The sequence below is a fragment of the Roseivirga spongicola genome, from assembly GCF_034376045.1.
In the GTDB taxonomy this organism is placed as follows: Bacteria; Bacteroidota; Bacteroidia; order Cytophagales; family Cyclobacteriaceae; genus Roseivirga; species Roseivirga spongicola.
On record NZ_CP139724.1, the window covers coordinates 2641612 to 2666855 of the forward strand.

The 25244-nt window shown below is 39.3% G+C and carries 26 protein-coding genes; 5 read left to right on the forward strand and 21 right to left on the reverse strand.

Annotated elements, in window-relative coordinates; genetic code table 11:
- The first annotated feature begins 15 nt into the window (after positions 1 to 15).
- Positions 16 to 447 carry a hypothetical protein gene (locus tag T7867_RS11730; protein WP_068224785.1) on the forward strand — a complete coding sequence of 144 codons (432 nt, stop codon included), beginning with the start codon at positions 16 to 18 and terminating at the stop codon, positions 445 to 447.
- Between the two features lie 51 nt (positions 448 to 498).
- On the opposite strand, the gene T7867_RS11735 is transcribed toward T7867_RS11730, so the two are convergent.
- The 13 genes from T7867_RS11735 to T7867_RS11795 all read right to left on the reverse strand — a co-directional run bounded on the left by T7867_RS11735 (position 499) and on the right by T7867_RS11795 (position 14912).
- Positions 499 to 1728 (reverse strand): MFS transporter, encoded by a 1230-nt coding sequence (locus T7867_RS11735; RefSeq protein WP_084375759.1) that lies wholly within the window; start codon positions 1726 to 1728, stop codon positions 499 to 501.
- A 58-nt stretch (positions 1729 to 1786) separates the two neighbouring features.
- Positions 1787 to 2134, reverse strand: a complete 348-nt coding sequence (locus T7867_RS11740; protein WP_068224792.1) for a DoxX family protein — start codon at positions 2132 to 2134, stop codon at positions 1787 to 1789.
- Positions 2134 to 2817, reverse strand: coding sequence for a TlpA family protein disulfide reductase (locus T7867_RS11745; protein ID WP_157717722.1), 684 nt, complete (start codon positions 2815 to 2817; stop codon positions 2134 to 2136). The genes T7867_RS11740 and T7867_RS11745 overlap by 1 nt, the downstream gene beginning before the upstream one ends.
- A 3-nt stretch (positions 2818 to 2820) precedes the next feature.
- Positions 2821 to 3159, reverse strand: a complete 339-nt coding sequence (locus T7867_RS11750) for a DUF4369 domain-containing protein (RefSeq protein ID WP_068224798.1) — start codon at positions 3157 to 3159, stop codon at positions 2821 to 2823.
- Positions 3160 to 3266: 107 nt separating this feature from the next.
- Positions 3267 to 5153: a M1 family metallopeptidase gene (locus T7867_RS11755; protein WP_068224801.1), complete on the reverse strand. Its 1887-nt coding sequence runs from the start codon at positions 5151 to 5153 to the stop codon at positions 3267 to 3269.
- Positions 5154 to 5228: 75 nt separating this feature from the next.
- Positions 5229 to 7304: a helix-hairpin-helix domain-containing protein gene (locus tag T7867_RS11760; protein ID WP_068224804.1), complete on the reverse strand. Its 2076-nt coding sequence runs from the start codon at positions 7302 to 7304 to the stop codon at positions 5229 to 5231.
- Positions 7304 to 8122, reverse strand: a complete 819-nt coding sequence (locus T7867_RS11765) for a PorV/PorQ family protein (RefSeq protein WP_157717723.1) — start codon at positions 8120 to 8122, stop codon at positions 7304 to 7306. Before T7867_RS11765 ends, T7867_RS11760 begins: the two co-directional genes overlap by 1 nt.
- A gap of 41 nt (positions 8123 to 8163) precedes the next feature.
- Positions 8164 to 9510: a BamA/TamA family outer membrane protein gene (locus T7867_RS11770; protein WP_068224810.1), complete on the reverse strand. Its 1347-nt coding sequence runs from the start codon at positions 9508 to 9510 to the stop codon at positions 8164 to 8166.
- Positions 9511 to 9592: 82 nt separating this feature from the next.
- The gene (locus T7867_RS11775; protein ID WP_245660272.1) at positions 9593 to 10696 is read right to left on the reverse strand and encodes a prolipoprotein diacylglyceryl transferase; all 1104 of its coding nucleotides are present in this window, start codon (positions 10694 to 10696) and stop codon (positions 9593 to 9595) included.
- A 114-nt stretch (positions 10697 to 10810) separates the two neighbouring features.
- Positions 10811 to 12652, reverse strand: coding sequence for an NAD(+) synthase (gene nadE / locus T7867_RS11780; protein WP_068224814.1), 1842 nt, complete (start codon positions 12650 to 12652; stop codon positions 10811 to 10813).
- Entirely contained in the window at positions 12649 to 13398 is a 750-nt protein-coding gene (gene rnc / locus T7867_RS11785; RefSeq protein ID WP_068224815.1) for a ribonuclease III, read from the reverse strand. The genes nadE and rnc overlap by 4 nt, the downstream gene beginning before the upstream one ends.
- A 2-nt stretch (positions 13399 to 13400) precedes the next feature.
- Positions 13401 to 14651, reverse strand: a complete 1251-nt coding sequence (fabF, locus tag T7867_RS11790; RefSeq protein ID WP_068224817.1) for a beta-ketoacyl-ACP synthase II — start codon at positions 14649 to 14651, stop codon at positions 13401 to 13403.
- Between the two features lie 21 nt (positions 14652 to 14672).
- Positions 14673 to 14912, reverse strand: coding sequence for an acyl carrier protein (locus T7867_RS11795; protein ID WP_068224820.1), 240 nt, complete (start codon positions 14910 to 14912; stop codon positions 14673 to 14675).
- A 111-nt stretch (positions 14913 to 15023) separates the two neighbouring features.
- Between T7867_RS11795 and T7867_RS11800 the strand changes: the two genes are divergently transcribed.
- Entirely contained in the window at positions 15024 to 15452 is a 429-nt protein-coding gene (locus T7867_RS11800; RefSeq protein WP_068224821.1) for an IPExxxVDY family protein, read from the forward strand.
- Positions 15453 to 15454: 2 nt separating this feature from the next.
- A complete protein-coding gene (gene pyk / locus T7867_RS11805) occupies positions 15455 to 16888 on the forward strand; it encodes a pyruvate kinase (protein WP_068224822.1) in 1434 nt (477 codons plus the stop codon).
- 6 nt (positions 16889 to 16894) lie between these two features.
- On the opposite strand, the gene T7867_RS11810 is transcribed toward pyk, so the two are convergent.
- Genes T7867_RS11810 through T7867_RS11825 form a run of 4 tightly spaced genes read right to left on the reverse strand, consistent with a single transcriptional unit; the run spans position 16895 to position 19067 of the window.
- Positions 16895 to 17656, reverse strand: a complete 762-nt coding sequence (locus T7867_RS11810; protein WP_068224824.1) for an MBL fold metallo-hydrolase — start codon at positions 17654 to 17656, stop codon at positions 16895 to 16897.
- Positions 17653 to 17928 (reverse strand): hypothetical protein, encoded by a 276-nt coding sequence (locus T7867_RS11815; RefSeq protein ID WP_068224826.1) that lies wholly within the window; start codon positions 17926 to 17928, stop codon positions 17653 to 17655. The genes T7867_RS11810 and T7867_RS11815 overlap by 4 nt, the downstream gene beginning before the upstream one ends.
- Complete coding sequence (locus T7867_RS11820; RefSeq protein ID WP_068224827.1) at positions 17928 to 18311, reverse strand: response regulator; 384 nt, start codon at positions 18309 to 18311, stop codon at positions 17928 to 17930. The genes T7867_RS11815 and T7867_RS11820 overlap by 1 nt, the downstream gene beginning before the upstream one ends.
- A 3-nt stretch (positions 18312 to 18314) precedes the next feature.
- On the reverse strand, positions 18315 to 19067 hold the full coding sequence (locus tag T7867_RS11825; protein ID WP_068224828.1) for a response regulator: 753 nt from the start codon (positions 19065 to 19067) through the stop codon (positions 18315 to 18317).
- Positions 19068 to 19110: 43 nt separating this feature from the next.
- On the opposite strand from T7867_RS11825, the gene miaA reads away from it, so the two are divergent.
- Positions 19111 to 20028 carry a tRNA (adenosine(37)-N6)-dimethylallyltransferase MiaA gene (gene miaA / locus T7867_RS11830; protein ID WP_322299324.1) on the forward strand — a complete coding sequence of 306 codons (918 nt, stop codon included), beginning with the start codon at positions 19111 to 19113 and terminating at the stop codon, positions 20026 to 20028.
- On the opposite strand, the gene T7867_RS11835 is transcribed toward miaA, so the two are convergent.
- A complete protein-coding gene (locus tag T7867_RS11835) occupies positions 20015 to 20461 on the reverse strand; it encodes a hypothetical protein (RefSeq protein WP_322299325.1) in 447 nt (148 codons plus the stop codon). The two genes, miaA and T7867_RS11835, sit on opposite strands and share 14 nt — an antisense overlap.
- Before the next feature lie 108 nt (positions 20462 to 20569).
- Here T7867_RS11835 and T7867_RS11840 point away from each other — a divergent pair, with 108 nt between their 5' ends.
- On the forward strand, positions 20570 to 21844 hold the full coding sequence (locus T7867_RS11840; protein WP_322299326.1) for a glycosyltransferase family protein: 1275 nt from the start codon (positions 20570 to 20572) through the stop codon (positions 21842 to 21844).
- Here T7867_RS11840 and T7867_RS11845 read toward each other — a convergent pair.
- From T7867_RS11845 to T7867_RS11855, 3 genes are all read right to left on the reverse strand, one after another.
- On the reverse strand, positions 21830 to 23305 hold the full coding sequence (locus tag T7867_RS11845) for an oligosaccharide flippase family protein (RefSeq protein WP_322299327.1): 1476 nt from the start codon (positions 23303 to 23305) through the stop codon (positions 21830 to 21832). The two genes, T7867_RS11840 and T7867_RS11845, sit on opposite strands and share 15 nt — an antisense overlap.
- Before the next feature lie 169 nt (positions 23306 to 23474).
- A complete protein-coding gene (locus T7867_RS11850; RefSeq protein WP_068224838.1) occupies positions 23475 to 24002 on the reverse strand; it encodes a methyltransferase domain-containing protein in 528 nt (175 codons plus the stop codon).
- Positions 24002 to 25234 carry a glycosyltransferase family 4 protein gene (locus tag T7867_RS11855; RefSeq protein ID WP_185101302.1) on the reverse strand — a complete coding sequence of 411 codons (1233 nt, stop codon included), beginning with the start codon at positions 25232 to 25234 and terminating at the stop codon, positions 24002 to 24004. The genes T7867_RS11850 and T7867_RS11855 overlap by 1 nt, the downstream gene beginning before the upstream one ends.
- Positions 25235 to 25244 lie beyond the last annotated feature (10 nt).

Here is a 25244-nt window from a genome sequence, read left to right on the forward strand (position 1 = left end):
AAACATACAACCAAGATGAACAATAGAAAAATATACACTTTTGTACTGATAGCTGCGCTAGCCCTGTTCAGTCTTTCTTGCGATCCTGATGATCCTATGGAGCCGAGTTTACAAGAACTCGCTTTTGAGAAATTATCTGGCCAATGGACACTGGGTCAATTCGGAAGCATTAAAGTAGATGGTTCTAACGTAAGTGCGAACTATCCGGGCTTTGCCCTGTCTTTTGCTAATGGTACTTATACCACAACCAACGCTGGCGACTTGTTTAAAGCCAGTGGTACTTGGGAGTGGGCTGGTGAGTCTGCCGAAGTGGTTAACCTAGACGATGGCAAAGTGGTAAATATTAATTCACTGACTACCTCCAAGTTTGTGTTCAGCTTTACTAAGTCCGATGGGCCAGTAAGAGCTGGCTTGGCCGGTAACTATGTGATAACGGTAGAGAAGTAGACCGATAATTAGATTGTGAAGTAAAGGCTCCTTTTGGGAGCCTTTCTTATTTTAATCAATCTCGGCTTCATTTGTAGAACTTCTTTCCTGTACTATTACAGGTTCATTCTGACTCTTCGGAACAAATCGCTTATTTCTAAACAGTACAATAATTGAAATAATAATCAAGGCTATGGAAAGGTAGAGAAAGCCTCCTGAGATTGAAGTAGCATTGATTACTGGCTGAAAAAGCAATGGAGATGCAAATTGCCCCATGAATAAAAAAGTAGTAAGAAAGCCCAAAATCTTTCCCCTGTTCTTTGAGTTAGCCAAGGTGACCAAACATAAGTTTGAGTTAGGCATTAGAAGGCCAGCGCCCAACCCAGATACAAAGAGGCCTGGAATGGTCATGGCATAGCTGCTTGCATTGGAAATCATTAAATATCCAATACCCATCAATAAAAATGTAATGCCATAAATCTGGTAATGCGTAAGTCGAGATTTAATTCTAGGGAATAAAAAAGACATTAAACCGCCAACTAACATTACTACGGAAATGGCTAGCCCAGTAGCAGTATTGCCAACATCAGAAATTTCTTTCATTAAGAAAGGGACTTGAACAGGCATTAGGTAAAAAACGACCATTCCAAAGAAGGAGATTACATAAATAGTCCAAGCGGTTTTAGGAATTTTTAGGTCAGTGTTTGATCGATTTTCATCGTTACTAATATCTAGCTCAGGCTCATTTAAGAACAGTAAAACCATAGGGATAGCCAAGGCAGCCAATAAGTAAATAGCAAACGGATATCGCCATCCAAGGTCAGCTAAGTATCCACCAAAGCTTATAAATACAGTCCCTGATAAAGCCATTATTCCTGCCTGTGTTCCAAGAAAAGACTTTCTTTCTTCACCATCAAAGTAATCACCAATTAGAGCAATGGCAGTTGTCATAATGCCACCAACGGCAATGCCCAAGAAAATTCTACCAACTATAATCTCTCCAAGGGTATTCAAGTATAAACCCGAACTGCCTGCTAAGGCATATAGCCCTAGCATAGAAGCGAGAAGCTTAATTCTTCCAAATCTATCAATAAACCAACCCGAAAATGGCGATGTTAAGGCTATAGCCAAGCCCGGAATGGTGAGCACGAGTTTCACTAAAGTTTCTGCAGAAGGGTTGTCAGGGAAGGCTTTAGTCATCTCTGGTAATGAAGGAGCAATAGTGGCTCCTGCCATTACTGTCATCATACTGCAGAATAATATCGTAACCTTAACTAGGGGCTTGTTCAAATTGCTAGGCATTAAGCAGCAACAACACCTAAAGTTTCGGTTTTGGTTCAACCGAAGGTTCTTTTAGTTCTTAGGTATAGAGCCACGCCCAGTATATGAGCAAAAGTTGAAGAGGTAGACGAATCCACAGTGCTACTCTATACCAGGTCTTTTTGCCTCTATAAGAAGTAAGCATATAAATGTTTGCAGGGAACACTCCAATTAGAGTAGCAATTATACCCCAAGCGCCAATACTTTGTGTTGAAGGGAATAGAACTAAAGCACCGAAAAGAGCTTCGAATAAGCCACTGAGGTAAACCAAAAACTTATGATAGGGGAGATAGGGCGGCATAATTTTCATATACACCTTAGGTTTAATGAAGTGCATTATACCAGCCAAAATGTAGATGGCTCCCATTAAGATTTTACTAATATCCATTACTTAAGAACTTCTTTGAGGCTCGATCGCTTTTTAACTAACTCCGGAATTTCTGCTATATCAGGATTAATTGCTAAGATTTCACCATCGGGGCTGATTAAATAATAGAATGGAAGAAATACCACCCCAAGTTGCTCTAAAAATGGGTTTTCAAACTGCCCTTTAGCGTAAGCTTGTTTCCACGGGTAGTTCTTTTGACTGAGGTGCTTCATTGGAAGTTCTTTGTTCGGATCTATGGATACTGCTATGACTTCCAGCTTTCCATCTAGTTCCTCATATAGAGGCTGTAATTCTCCGAACCCTTTGGTGCATGGACCACACCAAGTAGCCCAAAAATCAATTAGAATGTATTGATCTGAAAAACTGTTTTGTGAGTACGTTTCACCTTCAAAGCTTTCAAAAGTGAAATTGGGGAATTGGTCTCCAGAGTTAATTCTTTCTTGTCTATCTAATGAGACTATAATAGACTTTAGTTCTAATGGGTCTAGTAAAGCAGTATCTATTTGAGATAGCAACTGCCGAGATTGGTCGATGGTCACAAAATCGCTGGTAACTACTTCTGATGTTAGCTCTACTATGAATTGATTGTTTGGATAGAGGTGAGTAATTGAGTCCATGTATAAGAAGAGCTCGTTGCTCCTCAACTTCTCTTCATCTTCCATCACTACTTCCAAATCGCCCAAGATTTATTCCATTAACCTGTTTGCTTCGCTGTTTACCTCTAGTAACCTTATAAAAGGCTCTTTGTATGCTGTTTTGAGGGTTATATCTTCATTGTCTAGAAAAAATGAAGCCGAATAGATTCCGTCTGCTTTGTTTGTTATGGTTGCTCGTCTTACTTGATCAACCGAGCCTGTAAATTCGAATTCACCATTTTCAATTAATGTGCTATCTGAGATGTTTCCATAGCGAAGAAATACATAGCCTTCGTAATTCTCTATGGAGCCTTTTATTTTGAATTCTGGTTTAGATGTACAGGAGTAAATAAGTAGGGAGGCGAGAAGGATTAATACGGGTTTAGCCATAATTGCGTGGTTTGGTATAATTTAAGAATTACGAGAATGCTTTAAAAACAATAGTCCGACCTGTTTGCACAAGTCGGACTATTTATGTTTTTGAACTCGATGTTCGCTTACTTTTTATTGTCTAATGCTTCGGCTGTCCATGCATTATTTTCTCTGTTAACATCTGCCATTCTCTTTGAAGGATCAATTTCTATTGATGCTATTTCAGAAACAGGTTTGTTGATGCTAAACTCATACGTAGGGTGAGTCCAAGGCCAATCAGGGTGAACTACTCTCGGATCGTTAGTTTCAGCAGGTTTTTCACCACGCATCATTCTTAGCGCCATGTAGTGCACTTCTTTAGTACCATCTTTATAGGTAACAACAACGTCCGTTGGCATAGGCATTAGGCCTACTTTTTCTAAGGTAACTTTAGTTGAGTTACCCTCTCCAACAACGTTCTGAATACCATAATCGATTTTCTTGGTAGTGTAAACAAAGTACTCGTTGTACCAGTCTAGCTCTAAGCCAGAAACTCTTTCAAAAACTCTAAGTACATCATTTGGGTTAGGGTGCTTAAACTTCCAAGTATCAAAGTACTCTAAAAGACCTTTGTCTAGAGCTTCTTCTCCAATTACATAGCCCAATTGGCTCATCCATACAGAACCTTTGCTGTAAGAAGCGGCACTGTAGGCTCCGTTTAGGTTGTAGTGGTCTCCGTGTGTGCTTAGTGGCTCTTCTACACCACTCATAGCAATTCTCAAATAACCACCGTTAGCAGCCATGCCTAGGTTTTCGATAGTAGGTTCTTCTTCTTTTCCGTTAGCTCTTATGTGTCGTGAAATTCTGGCAGAAGCGTAAGAAGTAAAGCCTTCGTCCATCCAAGGAGTAAGCGCTTCATTATTACCTAAAACACCATGGTACCAATCGTGCATAGCTTCGTGAATGGTTACACCTAGCAAGCTTCCTCTCATTCCGGTAATCATAGTAGACATTGGGTATTCCATACCACCGTCACCACCTTGAATTACGGAGAACTGCTTGTAAGGATATTGGCCAAAATGCTCATTAGCATACTCAAACGCTTGTTCTGCCAAAGGCATTAGCTCTTTCCAGTTTTTCTCGTTCTGGCCTTTTTGGTGGAAGAAGTGTAACACCATTCCATTATCCATGGTTAGTTTATCATGAACATAATCTGGATCTGCCGCCCAAGCAAAGTCGTGAACATTAGGTGCTTTAAAGTGCCAAGTTAGTTTACCGTCTTTAACTTTTTTCTTCACGGTTTGACCAGCATCTTCATAACCGTGGCCAATTTCTAGTGGATTTTGCAAGTAGCCAGTTCCACCAATTACATAATCTTTGTCTATTGAGATTTTAACATCGTAATCTCCCCAAATCCCATAGAATTCTCGGCCAATGTATTCATCGGCATGCCATCCTTGGTAATCATACTCAGCCAATTTAGGGAACCACTGGGTCATGGTGTAGCGAACACCCTCAGCGTTGTCTCTACCAGATCTTCTGATCTGAACAGGGACTTGTCCCTCAAAAGTCATGTCGAAAGTAACGGTTTGACCTGGTTGGATAGGCTTGGCTAACTCAACCTCTAAAACTGTACCCTCTACTTCATACTTTACATCTTTTCCATCTTGCTTGAGAGAGAATATCTTCTGGTAGCCAATCTCGTCTTCAGAAAGCTTGGAAATTCTATCTCTTACCCTTCTGTCTGGGTCTTCTATGGTTCTAGAACGAACATCCATCATGCTTCCTGGCTGGAAAGCATTAAAGTAAAGATGGTAAAACACCTGATCTAAAACATCTGGAGAGTTGTTAGTATACTTGATCTTCTGGGTTCCTTGGAAGCGATTAGTATTCACATCCATGTCAATTTCCATGAAGTAGTTGGCATGTTGCTGCCATCGTTCACTGTCTTTTCTTGTAGCTTTTCCCTGAGCAAAAACCAGAGAAGTACTCAAAGAAAAGAGCACAACGAATGATAAAAGTCTTGTCCTCATTTCTTAAATTTTTAATAGTTCGGAAATTATCAAAGTTTGTCTACTGCGACAAATCAAATGGTTTAAAAGGCTAGATTATCTGATTTTATATCTAATCTGAAATTTAACATCAGTCCTTTTGTCTCCATCAATGGTTTCAAGACCTGTGCCAACTTCATCTCGGTCGTAAAATGAAGTTCTGGCCACTCTAGCCCAAATGTCTATTTGTCGGTTTAGTTTATACTGAATCAATAAGTAATTTCTAATACCTTCTCCGCTGTAAGCGGGAATTGAAAAGGCGTAAAGTACATCTCGCTCATATGCATATTGTCTGTTGTTGGCTCCTTCAGTATCGAATATGGCAATGCGGCCACTGAAAACAAATTTTCCCGTAGAGTAGACAGCATCTTGAATAAAAGCGTAGCCATCATTGAATTCATCTGTAATTCTGAAATCACTGAATTGAACACGAGACTTTAAGTTGAGTTGAGGCGTAATTCTGTATTCGAGATTGGCTAACACTTGCTGCTTTGTTCCAGCTCGAACAACGGTAGAACCGTCTTCTGGATCTTCTGTGTTTTCTTCTCGAGATTTGTTTCTGTATTGAATATAAATCTTTACCGACCTCTGCGGAAAATAGTTTAAACGCAATAAATAGTCGTTGCCCTCAGAAGGTGTATTTACCCTAAATCTGAGCCAAGGAAATTGGAAGGTATCGTAATAGGCTGTTAAAAAGAATTTACTATTTAAGGTGTATTTGAAGCCCCAGTAAATACCGCTTTCATTAATGTTTCGGCTACCTTCTGCAAATGAAGCGCCTCTCAGAGCATGAAAATCTCGAGCATAACTTCGGAACATCATTGCGAAATCTACCCTTGGAGATAAGGTTGAGGTGAAGCCGAAAACACCACCAGTACCGCCACTTTTAGAAATACCACCTTCTCCAAAAAAACGGAACTGTCTAAGACTAAAGCTGGTATAAATGCTTGCGTTGTGATTAGATTTTCCTGAGAACTCAAACTGATTATAGGCTTGATTGCTTCGTTGGATAGGTAAACTATAACTATTGGAATTCAACACCATGCCGAATTGGGCTATTTCGCTCATCTTAAAATGAAGGTTGGCGCCAAGCACAGTTTCAGCAATCTGCCTTTTGTTGGCTATTTCTGTGGGCGTTCTATGGAAACCGGTGGTTTGTATAGAAGAAAAATAATCTTCGAAAGACTCCTCGTCTTGCCTTATAGAAGCATCTTGTTTTAAGTGAGAAGCAAAGGCTGTGACTTCCATTTTCTCAGAAACATCATAGGTAACGGCAGTTCCCCTTAAAAAGCCTCCTTCAATAACTGAAGTATAGGGCTTGGCTCCAGTGTTTACCCTTTCCAAGGCATTAATAGTTTCCGATCCTTTTCCAACTCCAAACCCAGCTCCAAAAATTAAACCTTGTCCAAACTGAAGTTGATAGTCGCCTAAGATAATTTTCCTGAAGCCTTTATAGTTTTCAACCATACCGTGAATAGACCAAAAGTCCATTCCAAATCTTTTAGTAGCCGGATCCCAAGTGAATTTTTCTCCAGCATCTAGCTCGGTTGTGAATCCAAAACTAAAGTCTCCACTTTTAGCAACTCTGTACCTAAGGTAGTGCTTGGCTGGGCCTCCAGCATAGCGGGTGTCGTCAGGCGATTCTGGTTCAGTATAACCTTCTTTCTCTTCTAGAGTTTGCTCAAAGCGATAAATGAAGTAGTTATTTCTTTCTGTAAGAATTCGCTGTAAAAGTGGCCTGTCGTCTTGGATAAACTCTTTAGAGTCTACCGAAACAAAAGGGGCTAATTTTTCTATTGTGTTGTAGTCGAAACCAGGAACCAACTGAAGCTCATAGACTGTGAGTAGCTTCCCGTTCTCAGTAATGTAATTCTTTAAGGAATCTATCTGTGGGTCAGAAAGAATGTAAAGGCCTTTCAACTGATCTACAGAAGCTGAATTTAGGTTTACCGGGTTTTCATATAGCAGTAGTAAACGCTCGTATAAGTCTTCATAGTTGAGCGATTCATCCTGTAGGTTGAAGAGGTTTTCTATAAAACTTTGAAGGTCGAAGTTTTCATTTTGCTGAGCTTGAACTTGGTTTGTAAATGAAATACAACCAATGGTAAGCAGCGCTATGAAAGTACGTTTCATTAGTCCTTAATCTGGTAGGTCAGACCAAAATTGTGTGTAGCACCAGTACTTCTGTTCGACCTGACAGCGTAGTCTATGGTGAACTTTCTAAACGTAAATCCGGCTCCGAAAGAATGTCGGTTGGTGAGGGTAGAGAAGCCTGTTCTTAGCCAGAGGTTTTCGATTAAGCTATAGGCAATACCTAGTCTCAAATCAGGGTCATCTTCTACATCTTTCTCTCCTTCTAGAAACAAGTTAAGGTTTTCATCAGGATGATAATTGAGAGCCAAGCGAATTATGGTAGGAACTCTTTCCTGACTTTCAGGAGCAATAACCGATTGAGTGAAATTGTATACATGGACTCCAAAGTTTAGCTCAGGAGTAAACTCTGCTAGTGCGCCCATTTCGGCTACAAATATCGATCTCTTTCCGAAGCCGTCTATATTGTATTGAAGAACATTGGCTTTAGCACCTAAAGCCATAATTCCTATTTGTTTAGCAAAGCCCAGGCTGGCCATTTGATTACTGAAAATTTCATCGCCAAAGCGATAAACACCAAAAGCAGCATTTCCCCATGGAGTTTCAGCATTGACACCAGTAACTACGGTATTAAAGGGTGCAAAGTTGAAAATGGTCTGATAAGATATTACTCCGCTTATTCCATTGTTTGCAGTGAGTCCTGCTGGATTATTGAATATAGACCATTCATTGGCTGTAGCAGAAGAAACACCACCCATTCCTATAGAGATTGGACCCTTCGGAGGGACACCAGAAATTTGGCTAAAAGTCTGAGTCCAAATTCCGCAAAAAAGAAGAGCTGTGAGTGTTAGTATGCGCACATTCGAATATAAACAATCTGCCAAAGAAAAGGAGGGTTGTCTTAAAGAGCCGACCTAAAATTCACGAAGAAGCCTGTATCTCCCTCTCTATTCATACTGTACTCGAAACGTACTACAAAATCATATAGAGTAACCAAGTCTACACCTACACCTACACTTCCAATCCACTTGTTATTGTAGAAATTGTTAGAGTTAGACTCTAGAGGGTCACCAGCATAACCAGTATCCATAAATACCTTTAGGTAAAAAGCATAGGGGAGCGCCCTAAACTGTTCTATCATGCTTCTTCGGTTGAGCTGTTTCATTCCTTTCAAAATTTGAAATCGCATAGAGGTGCGGTAGGAGGTAAGAAAGTCGCTCTCTACCACATAGCGTTCATAGCCACGGATAAAGTTCGGGCTGTAGCCAAAACCTGCACGTACTAAATAAGGAATCTCGTCTGTAAAAGTTTTGTAGACATCTATTGAATTAGCCCATGAGAGCTTCTGGCCTATAGGAGTATAGGTAGAAAACTCCACCCTTGTAGTGAGCATGTTGATGTCGTCAAAAATGCCTAGCCCTAGTTGATTAACACTACCTGTAAACCTATTTCCTTTGAGTGGGTAGGCTACATAATCTCGGTTGTCATGGTTGTAAGTATAAGAGAAGACAAAATACTCTTGCAAGTTAGCGTCTACCTGAAAATAATCGTTGTTGAGCTGGTAAACTGTATCAGCAATAGAAGTTCTACTATAACCCAAAGAGAACGAATGCCTATTGTAGAAGGAAGGTCTAAAGGTGAGTGTTCCACTGGTAGAAAATAAACGCCTTATAGTGTTTTCGCTCTCCACAAACTGTAACCTATGACCATCAGAAGCGTAACTCACGGCTTTGTTTGTGGCAAAGGAGGTTGAAATATTTAGGCCAGTGGTTTGAGCTTTATTGATGTATGGTATAGAGTATTGAAAGGCATATTGCTTGGTAAACCCGAATTGTGCTTTCAGAACAAGTCTATCATTTCTGCCAGAAAAATTGAGGTGATAAAGCTGAGCTCCATAATTTACCCTTGAGAAGTCTCTGTTTTGATTTACCCACCACTCAGTGAAATTTCTATCTGACAGTTTGAAGATGGGGGCTGGGAAAACATACCATCTTTCTTGAACCCTTACTAGTACCTCTACATTATTAGGAGATAAGAATAATGGTACTAGTTCAACAGTTTGAAAAAGTCGGGTGTTGATAAGCTTTTGTTTGTCTAGTTCAACTGACTCGGCAAAGTCTTTCATCTTTAGGGTTTGGCCTTCTTCAAAGTTCAATTCCCTTAAAATGATAGAGTTGCGAGTTTTTTTGTTGCCTATAATATAGATTTTCCCAATAGTGACGTCAGTTTCCGGGTCTATATCCGGCATAGTATTTTGAGAAAGGCAGTCAAGGTTGAAACACAAACAACACAGTACCAACAAAAACAATCTTGACAATGTATTCAGCACGCTAATCTTTAGCTTTCTTAGATAGTATAATGACTCTTATTACCAAGAATACCCCTATCAATACTAGAGGAATACTCAAGAGTTGACCCATATTGAAGGTCATAGAATCCTCGAAAGCTACCTGATTCTCTTTGAAAGTTTCATGGAACCAACGCAATCCGAAAATCCAGATTAGGAATATACCAAAAAAGAGTCCTTCTGGTGTCTTTTCTTTCCATTTAAACCAAAGCCCAAGTAAAATTAAGAATAGAATTACGCATGTAGCCGATTCATAAAGCTGTGCAGGGTATCTGCTTATTCCCCAGGTATGCACAACAGCTTGCATTTTTCTATCTACTAAAGAAAGCTCAAAATCTAATGGCCCACTCGGTTGAGAATAGTGCTCGGTTATGGCTGGGTCAGACATGAGCATTCTGCGTACGCCTGTATTGATAATATTACTTGCTTGCTCTTCGCTAATCTGTCTGTTTTCGAATACTATAGTCAGGTCTACAGGTACAATACCTGCCTCTAGGTTTTCTCTAGATTCTCCCTTTGAAGCTTCTACAGATTCAAACCCTAGTTCAGCTTTTTCTAGTCTTTCTTCGGCCACCCGACCAAAAACAACACCATAATCTGAACCAGTAGGCTTACCAATAATTTCAGAGTTCACAAAGTTTCCAAAGCGAATGAAAGCACCAGCAAGAGCTACCGTAATCACAATTCTATCGACAATCCAAAGATAGCTTTGCCCTTGTCTTCGTTTTTTAGTGAATTTCAGCGGGAATATGGATTTTCTGGTTGAAACCACATAGTTGCTGTAGAGGTAAAGAGCGATAGGAATACAGATGGCTGCTCCGTGGCTAGCCAAACCACCTTCCCAAGTTCTAAAGAACATTAATGGGTCGGCCAAGAAGCGCTCTGGCTCATAAAAAATTAAATGGCCCAATCTAGCTCCAATAATGGTAGCCAAAATCATATGCACCGAAAGGGTGTCTACATTCAATGGGTTTTTACCTTCCTTTTTGAAGATGTAAACCATTATTTGGTAACCAAAAATAAATCCGGCTGCAAATAATACGCTATACCAAACCGGTGGTTGAATTCCTTTTATGATCTCTCGCATGGGGTCCCACACGATGTACGATAGTATAGATAGATTGAGCATGGAGCAAATATATACGAAATGCTCGAAGCTCTTAGATTACTAGCTTATAAAGCCTAAAGTTTAACAATAGATTTACAGCTCTTGCAACTCTTCTACAAAGCCAGCAGATAAAATAGGGAATCTACACCAAGTTCTAGGGTCTACATTAAACTCGTCTAAATGAAAAGCAGGAGCCAAGCGTTCTCTCTTCCATTGGTTGCGGCTCCAAAGCTGATAGAATTTTTTGATGTGCTGTTTGAGTAAGTCTTCAGCTTCTAGGTTGGCATCTTTCAATGCATTGAAAACTTCAAGTGGAGACTTGTGGTCTCTTATTGCGAGTTTTTCGATTTCAACCATAATATGATAAGGCATTAAATCGTCCTCATCGGTTTGCTTTTGGTCTTGAGGTCTTAATTCGGCTGTAGGAGGAAGCTTATTGATGTATTTCAAACCATCATAACCCAATTCGTTTTCTGCATAAACGAGCCATTGGCGAATAAAGTGCTTATCTACTGAAGAGATAGGGGCAAGGCTTCCGCTGGTGTCTCCATCCATGGTTGCGTAGCCAACATCTCCCTCGCTTCTGTTTGATGTAGTGAGTAGGAGGGTGTTTGTGATATTAGTGAGCATCCAGATGATGGGGCTTCTAGATCTTGCTTGAATATTTTGTAAGGCCAGGTCGTCTTGCTCCCAAGTGAGCTCTCTGCCCAGCGCATTTTCAATAATATCTGTATTGGCATTCACCGTGCTGTCAATATTCCAGCTATAGAATTTAGCACCAATGGAGTCGGCCAAGTATTTGGCAGCATTTAAGGTGGTGTCAGAAGAATTAACCGTACCTTGATAAGCCGTATTGAATATAGCTTTAACAATTCCTTTTTCGCTTTTCTCGTTAAGAGTGGCAAAGCCAATGGATTTGCAAAACTCATCTGCTCCGAGGGCAGCAACTCCTCGTTTCACCATTTCTGCAACCATGATTGCACAAGTAGCTGAGTCTGCACCACCACTAAGAGATAACGTGTAACCTTTAGTTCTACTTTTCCTCATATAATCATACAAGGCAAGGGCAGAAGCTTTTGGGAACTCAATCTCTTTAGGCTCAACAGGTGCAATTAATGTTTCGTCTTTCTCAGTAGATTGGTCAGGATAGAAGTCTCCATAAACTAATTGATGCGATTTAAAGCTTAAGAGTTCGTTCCTTAAAAGTATATCGCCTCGTTGTGAAATAAGAATTTCGCCATCGTAAATCATTCTACCAGCCTCATTGCCTAAGAGGTTGGCATAAACATAAGTGCAGTTGAATTCGCTAGAAGATTTTTCGACCAAAGCGATTCTTTCCAAGGTCTTTTTCATAGCAAAATGGCTAGCGCTTGGGTTTAGAATCAGGTTTACGCCTTTCTCTACTAATCTGCAAGCTGGTCTAACATCGCCCCGCCAGGCATCTTCGCAAATTTCTAAGCCAATTTTCCAATCTTCAAAGTCGAATGTAATGTCGCCTATTGGATAGTTTCTACCCTCAATCTCAAACTCTTCTACTAAACCAATTGGCCAAGGGTTGAACCAGCGAGGTTCATAATGAACCCCGTCTAGCGCCATGTATTGCTTGGCGTAGATGCCCATTATCTCCTTGTTTTGTACAAGTAGAGAACAGTTATAAAGCGTGCCATTATGTCTTATAGGTAGGTTGAAGGTGGTAAGAAGCCCTTCTGTTTCAGCTATTAATTCAGGAATAAAAGTGAGTGCTTTCTTAGGGAGCCAATCGCTTAGGAATAAATCTTCACAGCCATAACTAGTTATAGAGAGTTCAGGCAAACAAAGTATCTCCACTTTATGCTGTCTAGCTTCTTGAAGTACTTTTTTTAGCCTCTGTATATTGCCTTTCCAATCTAGTGGAGTTTGGTTAACTGTGGCTCCTCCAATTCTGTATTTTCTCATTGCTCCTCAAGCTCTAATTTCAGACAGGCTTCTCTAGCAGCGTCTTGCTCAGCCTTTTTCTTGCTTAAACCATGACCTTTGGCTATTGGTTCGTCATCAATTCTTACCTCCATTATAAATTCTTTATAATGGCCCTTGTCTATGGTTTCTAAATGCTGAAATGATGGAGATTTAGACTGCTTTTGGGTCCACTCAATTAACTTGCTTTTGTAGTTTTTGGTGGTGTTAATAAGCTCTTCAATGTCGAAATGAGGCTTTAGGAGTTTATTTAGAATAAAACTACGGCTGTGCTTAAACCCTTTATCTAAATATATGGCTCCTATAAGTGCTTCTAGGGTGTTGCCGAATAATGATTTATGCGAATTAGGGGTCTTGCGCTTTTTGTCGTAGCGCACAATCTGAGGAACACCTATGGTTCTGGCTACGTTGTTGAGGCTGTCTCGGCTTACAATTCTAGATCGAATTTCAGTAAGAAACCCTTCATCTTTGAAAGGATATCTTTTGAATAGATACTCAGCAACTACTACACTGAGTACGGCATCTCCCAAGTATTCTAGCCTCTCGTTAGATTCTTTAAAACCTCTTTTAACAGATTTTGCCACAGAAGTGTGTTGTGTGGCAATCTTGTAGGGTTTTAAATTATAAGGCTTACTGCCTGCTATCATTTTGATAGAGGCAATAAGCGCTTTGTCTTCTTTACTATAGGAAATAAATACGGACTTGATACGGTTTACAAACAACCGCACTTTTAGTCGATTTTACGGAAAACTACCGATGTATTGTGACCACCGAAACCAAATGTATTACTTACTGCTGCGTTAACAGTTCTTTTCTGAGCTTTGTTGAACGTAAAGTTCAGCTTAGGGTCGAACCTGTCATCATCAGTAAAATGATTGATAGTTGGTGGTACAATCTGATCTTTGATTGCCATTACACTTGCAATAGCCTCGATAGCTCCAGCAGCTCCCAAAAGGTGTCCTGTCATAGACTTGGTAGAGCTTATGTTTAGTTTATAAGCATGCTCTCCAAACACCTTTTCAATGGCCACGGCTTCAGAAACGTCACCAAGTGGGGTAGACGTACCATGAACATTGATGTAATCAATTTCTTCTGGCTTCATATAAGCATCTTCCAGAGCGTTGATCATTACATTCTCAGCTCCCAATCCTTCTGGGTGTGGGGCTGTTATATGATAAGCATCGGCCGACATGCCACCACCTACTAATTCAGCGTAGATTTTGGCTCCTCTTGCCTTTGCGTGCTCATATTCTTCTAAGATCAGTGCTCCAGCACCTTCTCCAAGAACAAATCCATCTCTATCTTTATCAAAAGGTCGCGATGCAGTTTCAGGAGAATCATTTCTCTCAGAAAGGGCTTTCATCGCGTTAAAACCTCCCATTCCTGCTTCAGTTACAGAAGCTTCAGAACCACCGGTAATCATAACATTCGCTTTACCTAGTTTAATGTAGGTCATGGCGTCTATCATGGCATTGGTAGCAGAAGCACAAGCCGATACTGTTACAAAGTTTGGTCCGTGAAAACCGTATTTGATAGAAATCATTCCTGCAGAAATATCTGCGATCATTTTCGGAATGAAGAAAGGATTGAATCTAGGAGTTCCATCACCCTGTGCAAATGAAGCAACTTCTTCCTGAAAAGTTCTTAAACCACCAATTCCTGAACCCCAGATAACTCCAGCTTTCAATTTATTGATGGAATCTAAGTCTAAACCTGAGTCTACAATGGCCTCATCGGCAGTAATCATTGCGTACTGCGTAAAGAGATCCATTTTACGAGCCTCTTTTCTGTCAAAGAAATCGTTAGGATCGTAACCCTTTACCTCACAGGCAAACTTGGTCTTGAATAATTCAGGATCGAATTTGGTGATTGGTCCGGCACCACTCACACCCTTAATCAAATTATCCCAATAAGTATTGAGATTATTGCCTAGCGGTGTAAGTGCACCTAAACCTGTTACTACAACTCTTTTTAATTGCATAGAGGAGTCGTATGTAAAATGTTATTGCTGAACGTTTGCTTCCAAATAGGATATTGCATCGCCTACCGTTGCGATGTTCTCAGCTTGATCGTCTGGAATTGAAATATTAAACTCTTTCTCGAACTCCATAATCAATTCCACAGTGTCAAGGGAATCAGCGCCAAGATCGTTAGTGAAGCTAGCCTCAGGAGTAACTTCAGAATCTTCAACACCTAATTTATCAATAATAATACCCTTAACTTTTGATGCGATTTCTGACATTTTGGTTAATATTTAGTTAAAACTCGATGCAAAGAAATGCAATTCTGCCCACATGTCAAACAAAATTTTTAATCTTGTCCTAGGCGGCTAAAAGCCCTAATTTTGCCCTATATGGCTAAAAATAAGCTACAAGTTACTTACGATTTCGACTTTCTTTTATTGGCTGTCAACGCAAGTGTGAAGCCGTATAAACTCGCATGGTCTTTAAATAAGGAGTTAGGCCTGAACCTGATGAAATCTGAGAATATAGAAATAGGCTTTACTCAAACTAAGAGTCTGTCTATTCAGAATTTTGCAAATATCACTGATTTCCAAACAGTTCGGCTCATTAGGAATAAGGCTGAAGATGTGAATGGAAGCTTCAGTGGTTTTTTATTGCCAGAGCTTAAAAACTTTGACTATTTGATTCTTTTGGAAAACGAAAGCATTACTTTCAATGAGAATGTTTTCATAAGCGAAATCAAACAAATACCTTTCGTGCAATTTGTATCAAAAATTAATACTCAATCATTAAAGTCTAAGGATAACCTTATCTTCTAAAAATGGGGCAAGCTATACATTCTAAGAGGGCCAAAATTGTTGCTACAGTTGGTCCAGCCAGTCAATCAAAAGATGTTTTAAAAGAACTTGTATTAGCCGGTGTAAACGTTTTCCGGTTAAATTTCTCGCATGGAGAACATGAAACTCATGCAGGTGTAGTTCAAAGAATTCGAGAGGTAAATGAAGAGTTAGGAACGCACGTTTCTATTCTACAAGATTTGCAAGGACCGAAAATCAGAGTTGAAAAGGTTGAAGATGGTGAGGTGTTTATTGAGCCGGGTGAAGACCTTATAATAACTACAGAAAGCCTTCTAGGAACATCTAAGAAAGTAAGTACTTCTTACCAAGACTTGCCGAAAGATGTAAAGGTTGGAGATGTTGTACTTATTGATGATGGAAACCTAGAATTGTTCGTAAAGAGCATAAATGGCAATGAGGTTACTTGCGAAGTAAAGTATGGTGGCTCTTTGAAGTCTAGAAAAGGAATTAACCTTCCTTTTACAGAAGTTTCTGCACCAGCACTTACCGAGAAAGATAAGAAGGATTTGGAGTTTGGTATTGCGCAGGAGGTAGACTGGATTGCTCTATCGTTTGTAAGAACGGCTGCTGATATTTTAGATCTAAAAGAACGTATTAAGAAAGCCGGAAAAGATATTAGGGTTGTGGCTAAGATTGAGAAGCCTGAAGCACTCAAGAATATCGATGAGATTATTGCAGCTTCTGATGCACTTATGGTCGCTAGAGGTGACCTAGGGGTTGAGATTGTGATGGAAGAAGTTCCAATGGCTCAGAAGATGATGGTTGAAAAATGTAACAGAGCTGCCAAGCCCGTTATTATTGCCACTCAGATGATGGAGAGCATGATTAGTAATCCTAGACCAACTAGAGCTGAAACTAATGATGTTGCTAATGGAATTTTGGATGGAGCCGATGCCGTAATGCTTTCAGCAGAAACTGCAGCGGGTAAGTATCCTGTAGAAACTGTAAATTATATGGCTAGAACTATCTCTTCAGTAGAGTCTTCGGCCAAAATCTACGATAAATTCCAAGACCCTAACCCTAACAGCGATACTTTCATGAATGACAACGTAATGTTGGCAGCTACTAAGTTGAGCGAGCAAGTTGAGGCAAAAGGTATAACAGGTAATACGGTTTCAGGGTATACTGCTTTTAAATTATCATCGCACAGGCCGCACGCTAAGATTTTTATCTTCACAGCAAATAAGAAGTTGTTGACTAAGCTTGGTTTGGTTTGGGGTGTTGAAGCCTTCTTTTATGATAGTAAACAGTCCACAGATCAGACTTTTAAAGATCAGGAAGATATACTTAAAGCAGCAGGTTGTCTTTCTACTGGAGATGTGTTCATTACCACGGCAAGTATGCCAATCCACGATTTAGGTAGAACAAACACCTTGAAAATTAATGTGGTAGACTAAATGGGCTTAAAGCTCTATTTTTAGTCCATCATAAGCTATAGAAACATGATCAGGGAGTTGTGAGTCAACTTCCTGATGTTTTCCCATCTTATGGCTAAGGTGAGTTAGGTAGGTTTTTTCTGCTCCAATTTTTTCTGCCATTTCTAAGGCTTCATCTAGTGTTAAATGACTTAAATGGTCTGTCTTTTGGAGCGCATTTAAAATAACCACTTTACTGCCTCTAATTTTTTCTATAGATTCTTCCGATATGGTTTTGGCATCTGTAATATATGTGAAGTCTTTAATGCGATAGCCATAGACAGGCAGCCTATAATGCATGACTTCAATAGGCGTTATCTCAACATTATCTATTAAGAACGGAGAGCCATCTAGTGCTTTCATTTCAACCTGAGGTACACCAGGATATTTCTTCTCTGCAAAAACATAAGAGAACTCCTGTTTTAATTGATTGAGCACCCTAGGGTCACCATAAATTGGCATATCCTTTTTTTGAAGGAAGTTGAATGATCTAATGTCATCCATTCCTGCAGTATGATCTTTGTGCTCGTGGGTAAAAATAAGTGCGTCTAACGACTTCACTCGCTCCCTTAAGACCTGCTGACGAAAATCTGGCCCAGAATCTATTACAATACTCTTGCCACTGGTTTCAATATGAATGGAAGAGCGCAGTCGCTTATCCCTATAATCTAAAGAGGTGCAAACTGGGCAATCGCAGCCTATAACTGGTACGCCTTGTGAAGTTCCGGATCCTAGTACGGTTACAATCACAGTTCTAAAGTGGTTTGGGAGAGTTCCATAAACAGCTTAGCGTTTTTCTCGCTAAGGTGCTTATGGTCAATGTCAATAGATTTTAAAATGTCAATGAGGCAATTTACTTTGCCTTCTGTAGTATAGTATTTGTTTACAATAGCAATTCTGGTGTCTTTAAGAACACAATAACCAGACTTAAAGTTGCCCTTTTCGTAGCGCAAAACGTAGTCTGATTCTGCGAATATATCTTCTAGTTTACTTAAGAAATGCTTTGTATACTTTACCGACATTAATTGTTTTGAGTGTATTTCTTAACCAGCTCAATTAACTTATCATAATCAAGTGGTTTTTGAATGTATTCGTTCATTCCTGCCTCATAAAATTCGGAAACAGGTAGGTTTTTAGCATTGCCTGAAATTCCTATAATAGGAATCTGAGCCTTCTTGGTTTTTCCTGCTCTAATTCTCTTGGTAGCCTCTAATCCACTAAGTTTAGGAAGGTTAATGTCCATAATTACCAAGTCGAAGTCTTCGGCTTCGAATTTATCTAGAACACTTTGCCCGTCTTTGGCAGAGGTGATTTTACAGTTCTCAAACAAGAGAATTTTCTTAAGTAAGTTCTGAATCACAGAGCTATCCTCTGCTACTAGAACTTTTTTAAATTCTAAAGTCATAATTTAGTCAATATTTAACAGTCTCTGGTAGTCTCGTAAAAGGAAGTCGGTGTATTCAAAAAAATCATCAAGGTCTGATTCAGCCATTTCAAACCTTTTTTCTTTAATGTGAGCTTCAATTTTTGCAGCTTTAGATGAAAGCAAGTTAAAGCCGAATGAGCCGGAATTTCCTTTTATATTGTGCAAGATACTTAAAATTTCAGCATGCTTATTAGCACTCCTTAAAAATGCGATAGATTGAAGACTGGCTTTGGTTTCCTCAATAAATTCATCAATCAAACTCAAAAGAGATTCTTCATCTGTAAACCGCAATAGGTCTTTAAGAATACCCTTGTCAACATGTTCCATCATTACATGGTTTCCCTCCGTTACAATTTCTGAGTGATTATTGATCCAATAACTCAAGGTATCGATCAGAACATTGGGCTTAACAGGCTTGGCAATGTAATCATTAAAGCCAAAAGCAATGATTTGCTTTTTATCCGTTAAATCTGAAAAAGCTGTAATAGCCAAAATAGGACAATCTAGGTTGAAAAGTGCTTTGATTTGCCTGAAACACTCAAAACCGTCCATTTCAGGCATTTGAATGTCTATCAAAATGAGGTCAACCTCTTTTACCTTTAACTCTTCAAGCGCTTCAAACCCACTAGACGTAATGAGCGGCTCAAACCCGTTATGTGAAAGTACAGTTTTTAAGTACTTCCTATTAACCTCATTATCGTCAATTACTAGTATTGTGCCAGGTGTTTTGTTCATTTTGAAATTCCAATTATAATATATTTGTCCCTTAGATTACTAAATGGAAACACTTAAAAAGTATTTAACCTGTATTGTAGGGCCAACTGCTGTAGGTAAAACGTCAACAGCTATAAAAGTTGCCCAATTTTTAAATACTGAAATAATTTCTGCCGACTCTCGACAGTTCTACAAAGAGTTGGAAATTGGAACCGCTAAACCAGATGCTTTGGAGCTTTCAGAAGCCAAGCACCATTTAGTAAACTCACTTTCTATTCATGATGAATACGATGTAGGGCAGTTTGAAGGGGATGCTCTAGCCATTATTAATCAAGTTCATGAGAGAAATAATTCAGTTGTAATGGTTGGAGGTTCTGGTCTTTTCATTGATGCTGTTTGTAATGGACTCGATGAATTCCCTGAAATAGAAGATGGCTTAAGAGATACCTTAAATGATGAGTTTAAGCAAAATGGGTTACAGCGGCTAGTTGATGAACTCGAGGGCAAAGACCCAGAATATTGGAGTATAGTAGATCGTAAGAACCCTCAGCGAATAATTAGAGCATTAGAGGTGATCCGTTCTACAGGCAAGAAGTTTTCAGACTTCCGTAAACGATCTAAGAAGGAGCGTCCTTTCGAGGTTATAAAGATTGGACTTACCATGGAGAGAGAACAACTTTATGGTAGAATAGATAGGCGAATGGATATTATGATTGAGCAAGGCTTGTTTGAAGAAGCCAAGCAATTCATTCCTTATAAAAGCCTTAATGCATTACAAACTGTCGGCTACCAAGAGATATTTCCTTATCTGGAAGGAGATTATGACTATGCAGAAGCGGTAAGGTTGCTAAAACGAAACTCTAGAAGATATGCGAAGCGACAGCTAACTTGGTTTCGGAAAGACGAATCTGTAGAGTGGTTTGAGCCATCTAATACAGAACAGATTTTGGGATATATTGATCAGAAGATTAGAAAGGCTTAAAACCGAAGATAGCGGCAACGGTTTTGGCAGGAGCTTTTGATATAAACCGATTATATTCATTTGCTTTACTCTTTAGGCTGCTCATTAAGTCTTTTTGTTTGCTATTGTAGAGTCTTAGTTTTTCAGCAAGTTCTGAATCCGTTGTTTTTTGTGCTGCACTATCTACTTCCTCAATAAACTCTTCTTCTTTTTTATAACTCTGAAACCTATCTGTAGAAGTTCTTTTAAACTTTTCGGCCAAATCACTAAGTTCTGAGTTTGGTTGTTGGGCGTCATAGGTTAATACAAGCTGTTTTCTTTCTCTGCTGTTGGCCGCCATATGGTCAATTACACTGGTTAGATTAGCCTTTCGTGGTTTAATCTGATTGTAGGTATATATGGTGTAAAGAAGAATAAGTCCTAAAAGAGCGACAAAGATTGGAAGAAAGCCCATGTTTGATTTGTTGAGTTTGACCTGATTTGATGGCTGAAATAATATTTTTTTATTCTTAATTGCAAGCAAACCGAAGCATAGGCTTTAAAAGCGCAATTTTCGAGCAGTTTGGATAATCAGCTAAAACCTATTCTCATAGTAACTTATTATTGGCCACCAAGTGGTGGGGCAGGTGTTCAGCGCTGGCTAAAATTCAGTAAGTTCTTACCTGAGTTTGGTTGGAGGCCAATCATATTTACTCCAGAAAACCCAGACTTTGATCTTAAAGATGAATCACTTTTAAAAGACATAAACCCCGAAGTAGAAGTGCTTAAGTTTCCTATATGGGAGCCTTATAGGATTTTTAAGAAGCTCACAGGTCAAAAAGAAATAAAGCAGGGGCAGATTTTAGAATCGTCTAAAAGAAGTTCCTTAAAGAGTCTTGCTATTTGGATTAGGGGGAACCTGTTTGTGCCAGACCCAAGGGTTTTCTGGGTAAAACCTTCGGTGAACTATCTACAGGGAGTTCTTGAAACCAACGGAATCAAGCATATTATCACAACAGGGCCACCACATAGCATGCATTTAATTGGTGCTAAATTGAAAATGAAGGTTCCTTCTCTCACTTGGGTGGCCGACTTTCGAGACCCTTGGACACAATGGGAAATACTTCATGAAATGAAGATTTCTAAGCCCGTTTGGAAGCGTCATAAAAAATTGGAGCAACAGGTCTTTAAGGTGGCCAATTCACTTTTAGTTACGAGTCATAGTGCAGCAAAAGAATTTAAAGAGCTAGGAGCCAGAAGAGTGAAAGTGATTACTAATGGATTCGACTCCGATGATTTTGAAGAAGTAACTACCAGTGCCAGAGAGGTGAAAGTGATAAGTCATATTGGTATGCTGAGCAATCAGCGGAACCCTCAAGTGCTTTGGGAAAGTCTGTCGGAATTAGGTTCAACAGAGAGGTTTCAACTGAAGCTCACGGGTATTATCAGCTCTGAGGTTTTAAACGATATTCAGGCGTTTGAAGCTTTAAAAGACATGATTACTGTTCAAGACTCAATTCCTCATGCAGAACTTTCTGAGCATTATGCAGGATCTGACTTGTTACTCCTAATTCAGACCAAGACTGATAGGCTTCAAACCCAACTGCCAGGCAAACTCTTTGAGTACCTTCAGGCTAAAAAGCCAATTCTCTGTATTGGCGACACTGAAAGCGACTTGGCTCAAATTCTTGCGGAAACAGATGCCGGTGCCTGCTATGCTTATGATGACAAGTTGGGTGTGTTGGCCTTCTTAAAGACCTTCTTTTCAGGTGAATTGCAATTCGAGTTTCAGCATATCGAAAAATATAATCGCAAAGCCCTTACCGAAGCGCTTTCTAGTTGGTTATTGGAGTTTTAGCTTGGTAAAGACTTGGTTGATTACCCCATTGAATTCTTCAGAAACTTTAAGGCCATAAGTTAACCCTAAGAACACTAGGCTTATGGCGGCAGATCTCACTGCGATATCCAAAATAGATGAGTCTAGGCTTGGGAGTAAGGAATTGAGAAGAAGTACTGTACCCGAAATTCCAACCATTTTTAGTGTAGCAATGCTGAAAGGTTGAATGCCAAATTTCATCCATACAAATACATACTTGGTAAGGTTAAAGACCAGCATGGCCAAGAAAGAAGCAATAGCTGCACCTTCTATACCGTAAATAGGTATAAGGAAAGTGTTTAAAACTACCGCTAACAGAGCCAATATGGCTACCGTAATTACATTGAATCTATAGTATTTAGACATTACTATTATTTCCCCATTGGTGCCAAAGGCCATATCAGAAAGTTTACCTAAGCCTATAAAAAGCACCACATTAAAACCAGCTATATAGTCTTCGCTATTGGGAATAAAAGAATAGATATTGGTAAGGTTGGCCCAAATACCAATTAGAAGAAGTGAACCAATGAGCAATTGATTAATGGCTGTCTGCTTATAAAGCTTGTTTACGGCAGCCATATCGTTTTTATTGAAAGATTGTGATAACAATGCCGAACTAATTTGGGTGATGGCTCGCTTGGGCATTTCTATAACTACTCCAATAAAGAAGGCAATCGTATAGATTCCATTATTACCTAAACCTTCATATCCGCTAATCATTATATTATCTATTAGCAGTATAATCTGTGTTCCTCCAGCACCAATTAGCGAATAAAAACCATAGTTCATGATTCTCTTTAACTGCCCATTTCTCAGGAAGCTAAAGTCTAATGATACTTGAAGTTCTTTGTTCTTAAGAAAGTTAATAATCAGGCCTATTACAGCAATTCCATGAACAATCAATAAGGAATAAACAAGTTGATTGAAGTTGATAAAGCTAAAGCCATAAAGCACTAAAAAGATGCCTGTGGTCACTCTCAGGCCAATGTCTCTAAAAAAAGTTGGAGCTGTAATTTTCAATAAGCTTCTAGAGTAAGCCTCCAAAAGCTGAAACTGTATAACCAAAAAAGTCAGTAGTAGAGTAAGCTGAAAGTACTCTATAAATAGTGGAGATTCTTGAGAGAAATATCCCACTATGGCGTCTTTAAAAACCAAGGCGGCTCCGCATAGCACAAAAAATCCTAATGTTCCACCTAAGAGTGTAGCTGGCAGAAAGCCCTTTTCATTTTTAAACTCGGGAAAGAATTTAATGAAGCTTTGTGCCAGACCTATTTGCCCAAAAGTTGCTAGGAGGTAAGAGGCACTCTGAATAAGCCTGAATAAACCAACCTGTTCAGTACTTAGAAAATAAGTGTAAAGCCAAAGCACATTTACATAGCCAATAACCACGCCTATATAGGAGATGATTGATGAGCGGATGCTTTGTTTAATTACAATACCCAAAACTGGTGCTTATAAGTTTGAAAGGTAATATTTTGAGCGGAAAGATAGTGGTTGAGAGACAGACATTAACTTACCAATTATGCTAGATGGCTTTTTTCAGCTATGCCCTACAGGTATTGCCCTTAATTACAAAAAAATGAAGAAGGTCAGCTTTACCCAGAGAACCAAACTAGGCTCTCGATGCTTCTACTATATAATATCTAGGAGTCACTTTTCTTAATAATGGTCTGAAACCGATTTTTTTCACTGGACTAGTCCACTTTTCATTTCTTTCAATATTCCATCCCGCCTTTTTCAATAACCAATCGAATTGCCAGTCTTCAAATTCATGAAAGTGTTGATCCCATTCGTCATTTTTGTTTCGGTAGGCTTTGGCAAACCAAAGGCTTAGAGGGACTGAAGCATAGAGTTTAGGAGCTTTAATCTGCTGAAGAATTCCCATAGGGTTAATTAGGTGCTCGAGCACCTCAAAGATAGTCACGGCATCATAGCCCTCTTTTGCAATGATCTCTGGATTAAGGTCGAAGTCTTCACCATAAGCATTGTCAACTTCATAGCCATTGGCTTGAAGGTAGGCCGACATGTCGTTAGGAGTGCCTAAGTCTAGTATTCTACTTCCCTTAGGAAGAGTAGGCTCCAAAAAGTGTAGTGTTTTGACAAACCGATCTCTCTTGGTCTTTTCTTTATTCTTATCCATTATTTGCTATCTATAAGTTCATGATAAAAAGAAGCCAGCTTCTTTCCTTCAGCCTCCCAATTATGCATTTTTTTTGTGGTGCTTAAGAAGCCATTATTACCTAGTTTGGCTGTTAAAGTTGGATTCAAAAACATGCTTTCAATCTTGTTAGCGCAATCTCTTTCATTCTCTGCTTCAAAGACTAAACCGCTTTGCAATTCATCTACGACTCTCTTTAGCGGAGGAGCATCACTAACCAATACTGGCTTGCCAACCAACATTCCCTGATAAAGCTTATGTGGAATGGTGTTATCTGTATGACCATTTCTATTGTGCGGAATAAGGTTTACATCGGCTAAAGCCATATAGGAATAGAATTTTTCGAAAGGCTGATACCCGTTCAGCTTTACCATATGTTCTACACCACAGTTTTGAGCTAGATTTAGTAACCACTTTTCAGTGTCAATAGATAGTTTGCCGGTAATTTCGAGCTTTATCTGTGGGTATTGCTTTAGGTGAGCAAGGGCTTTAATGATTGTGTCTACGCCTCGGTGAGGCCCCACATTGCCAGTATAGGCAAGAATAAAATCATCAGGCTCTTTTTTGTAAACATCATGAAATACCTTTTGATTTAAGAATTCAACACTTTCGCTATTAGTTACAACCGATACCTTATTTGAATCAATATTATGGATTTGTTGAATTCGAGCTTTCATCTCTTCAACAACCACAATTAAATGATCAGCTTTCTCTGCTGCTACCTTTTCAAACTTCAGCCATTTGTCAAAGCCAAAGAAGATCTTGTTCTTCAGCCTGATAACAGGATTTGATTTCCATTGAAACCAGACTTTCAGAGCCTCAGGATAATTCTCATGAAAGTCCAACACTACTTTTGTAGAGTGAAAAAGCCTCTTAAGATTCAGCGCAGTTTTTGCCAAAGGCAAGTCATGAACATGAATGGCTGAGAAATTCTCGGTTCTCATTTTTTGCTTTAGCCTTTTGTAAAATAGAGGCTGATGAAAACCTAAGATTACGAGGGTAATATCCCAAATACCTCTCCAAAAGAAAGATTGAGCCATAGGGACTCTACTCACTTTTATTCCATTTATAACTTCCTCTTGAGCTTCTCCTTTACGCTGTAAACAGATCAGGTGAACTTCAAAACCGGCATCAATTAATGCTGAAGACTCCTTGCTTACCCTAATATCATTAGGGTAGAATTCATGCAGGAGCATACATATCTTCATGTTCATTGTTTCAAAT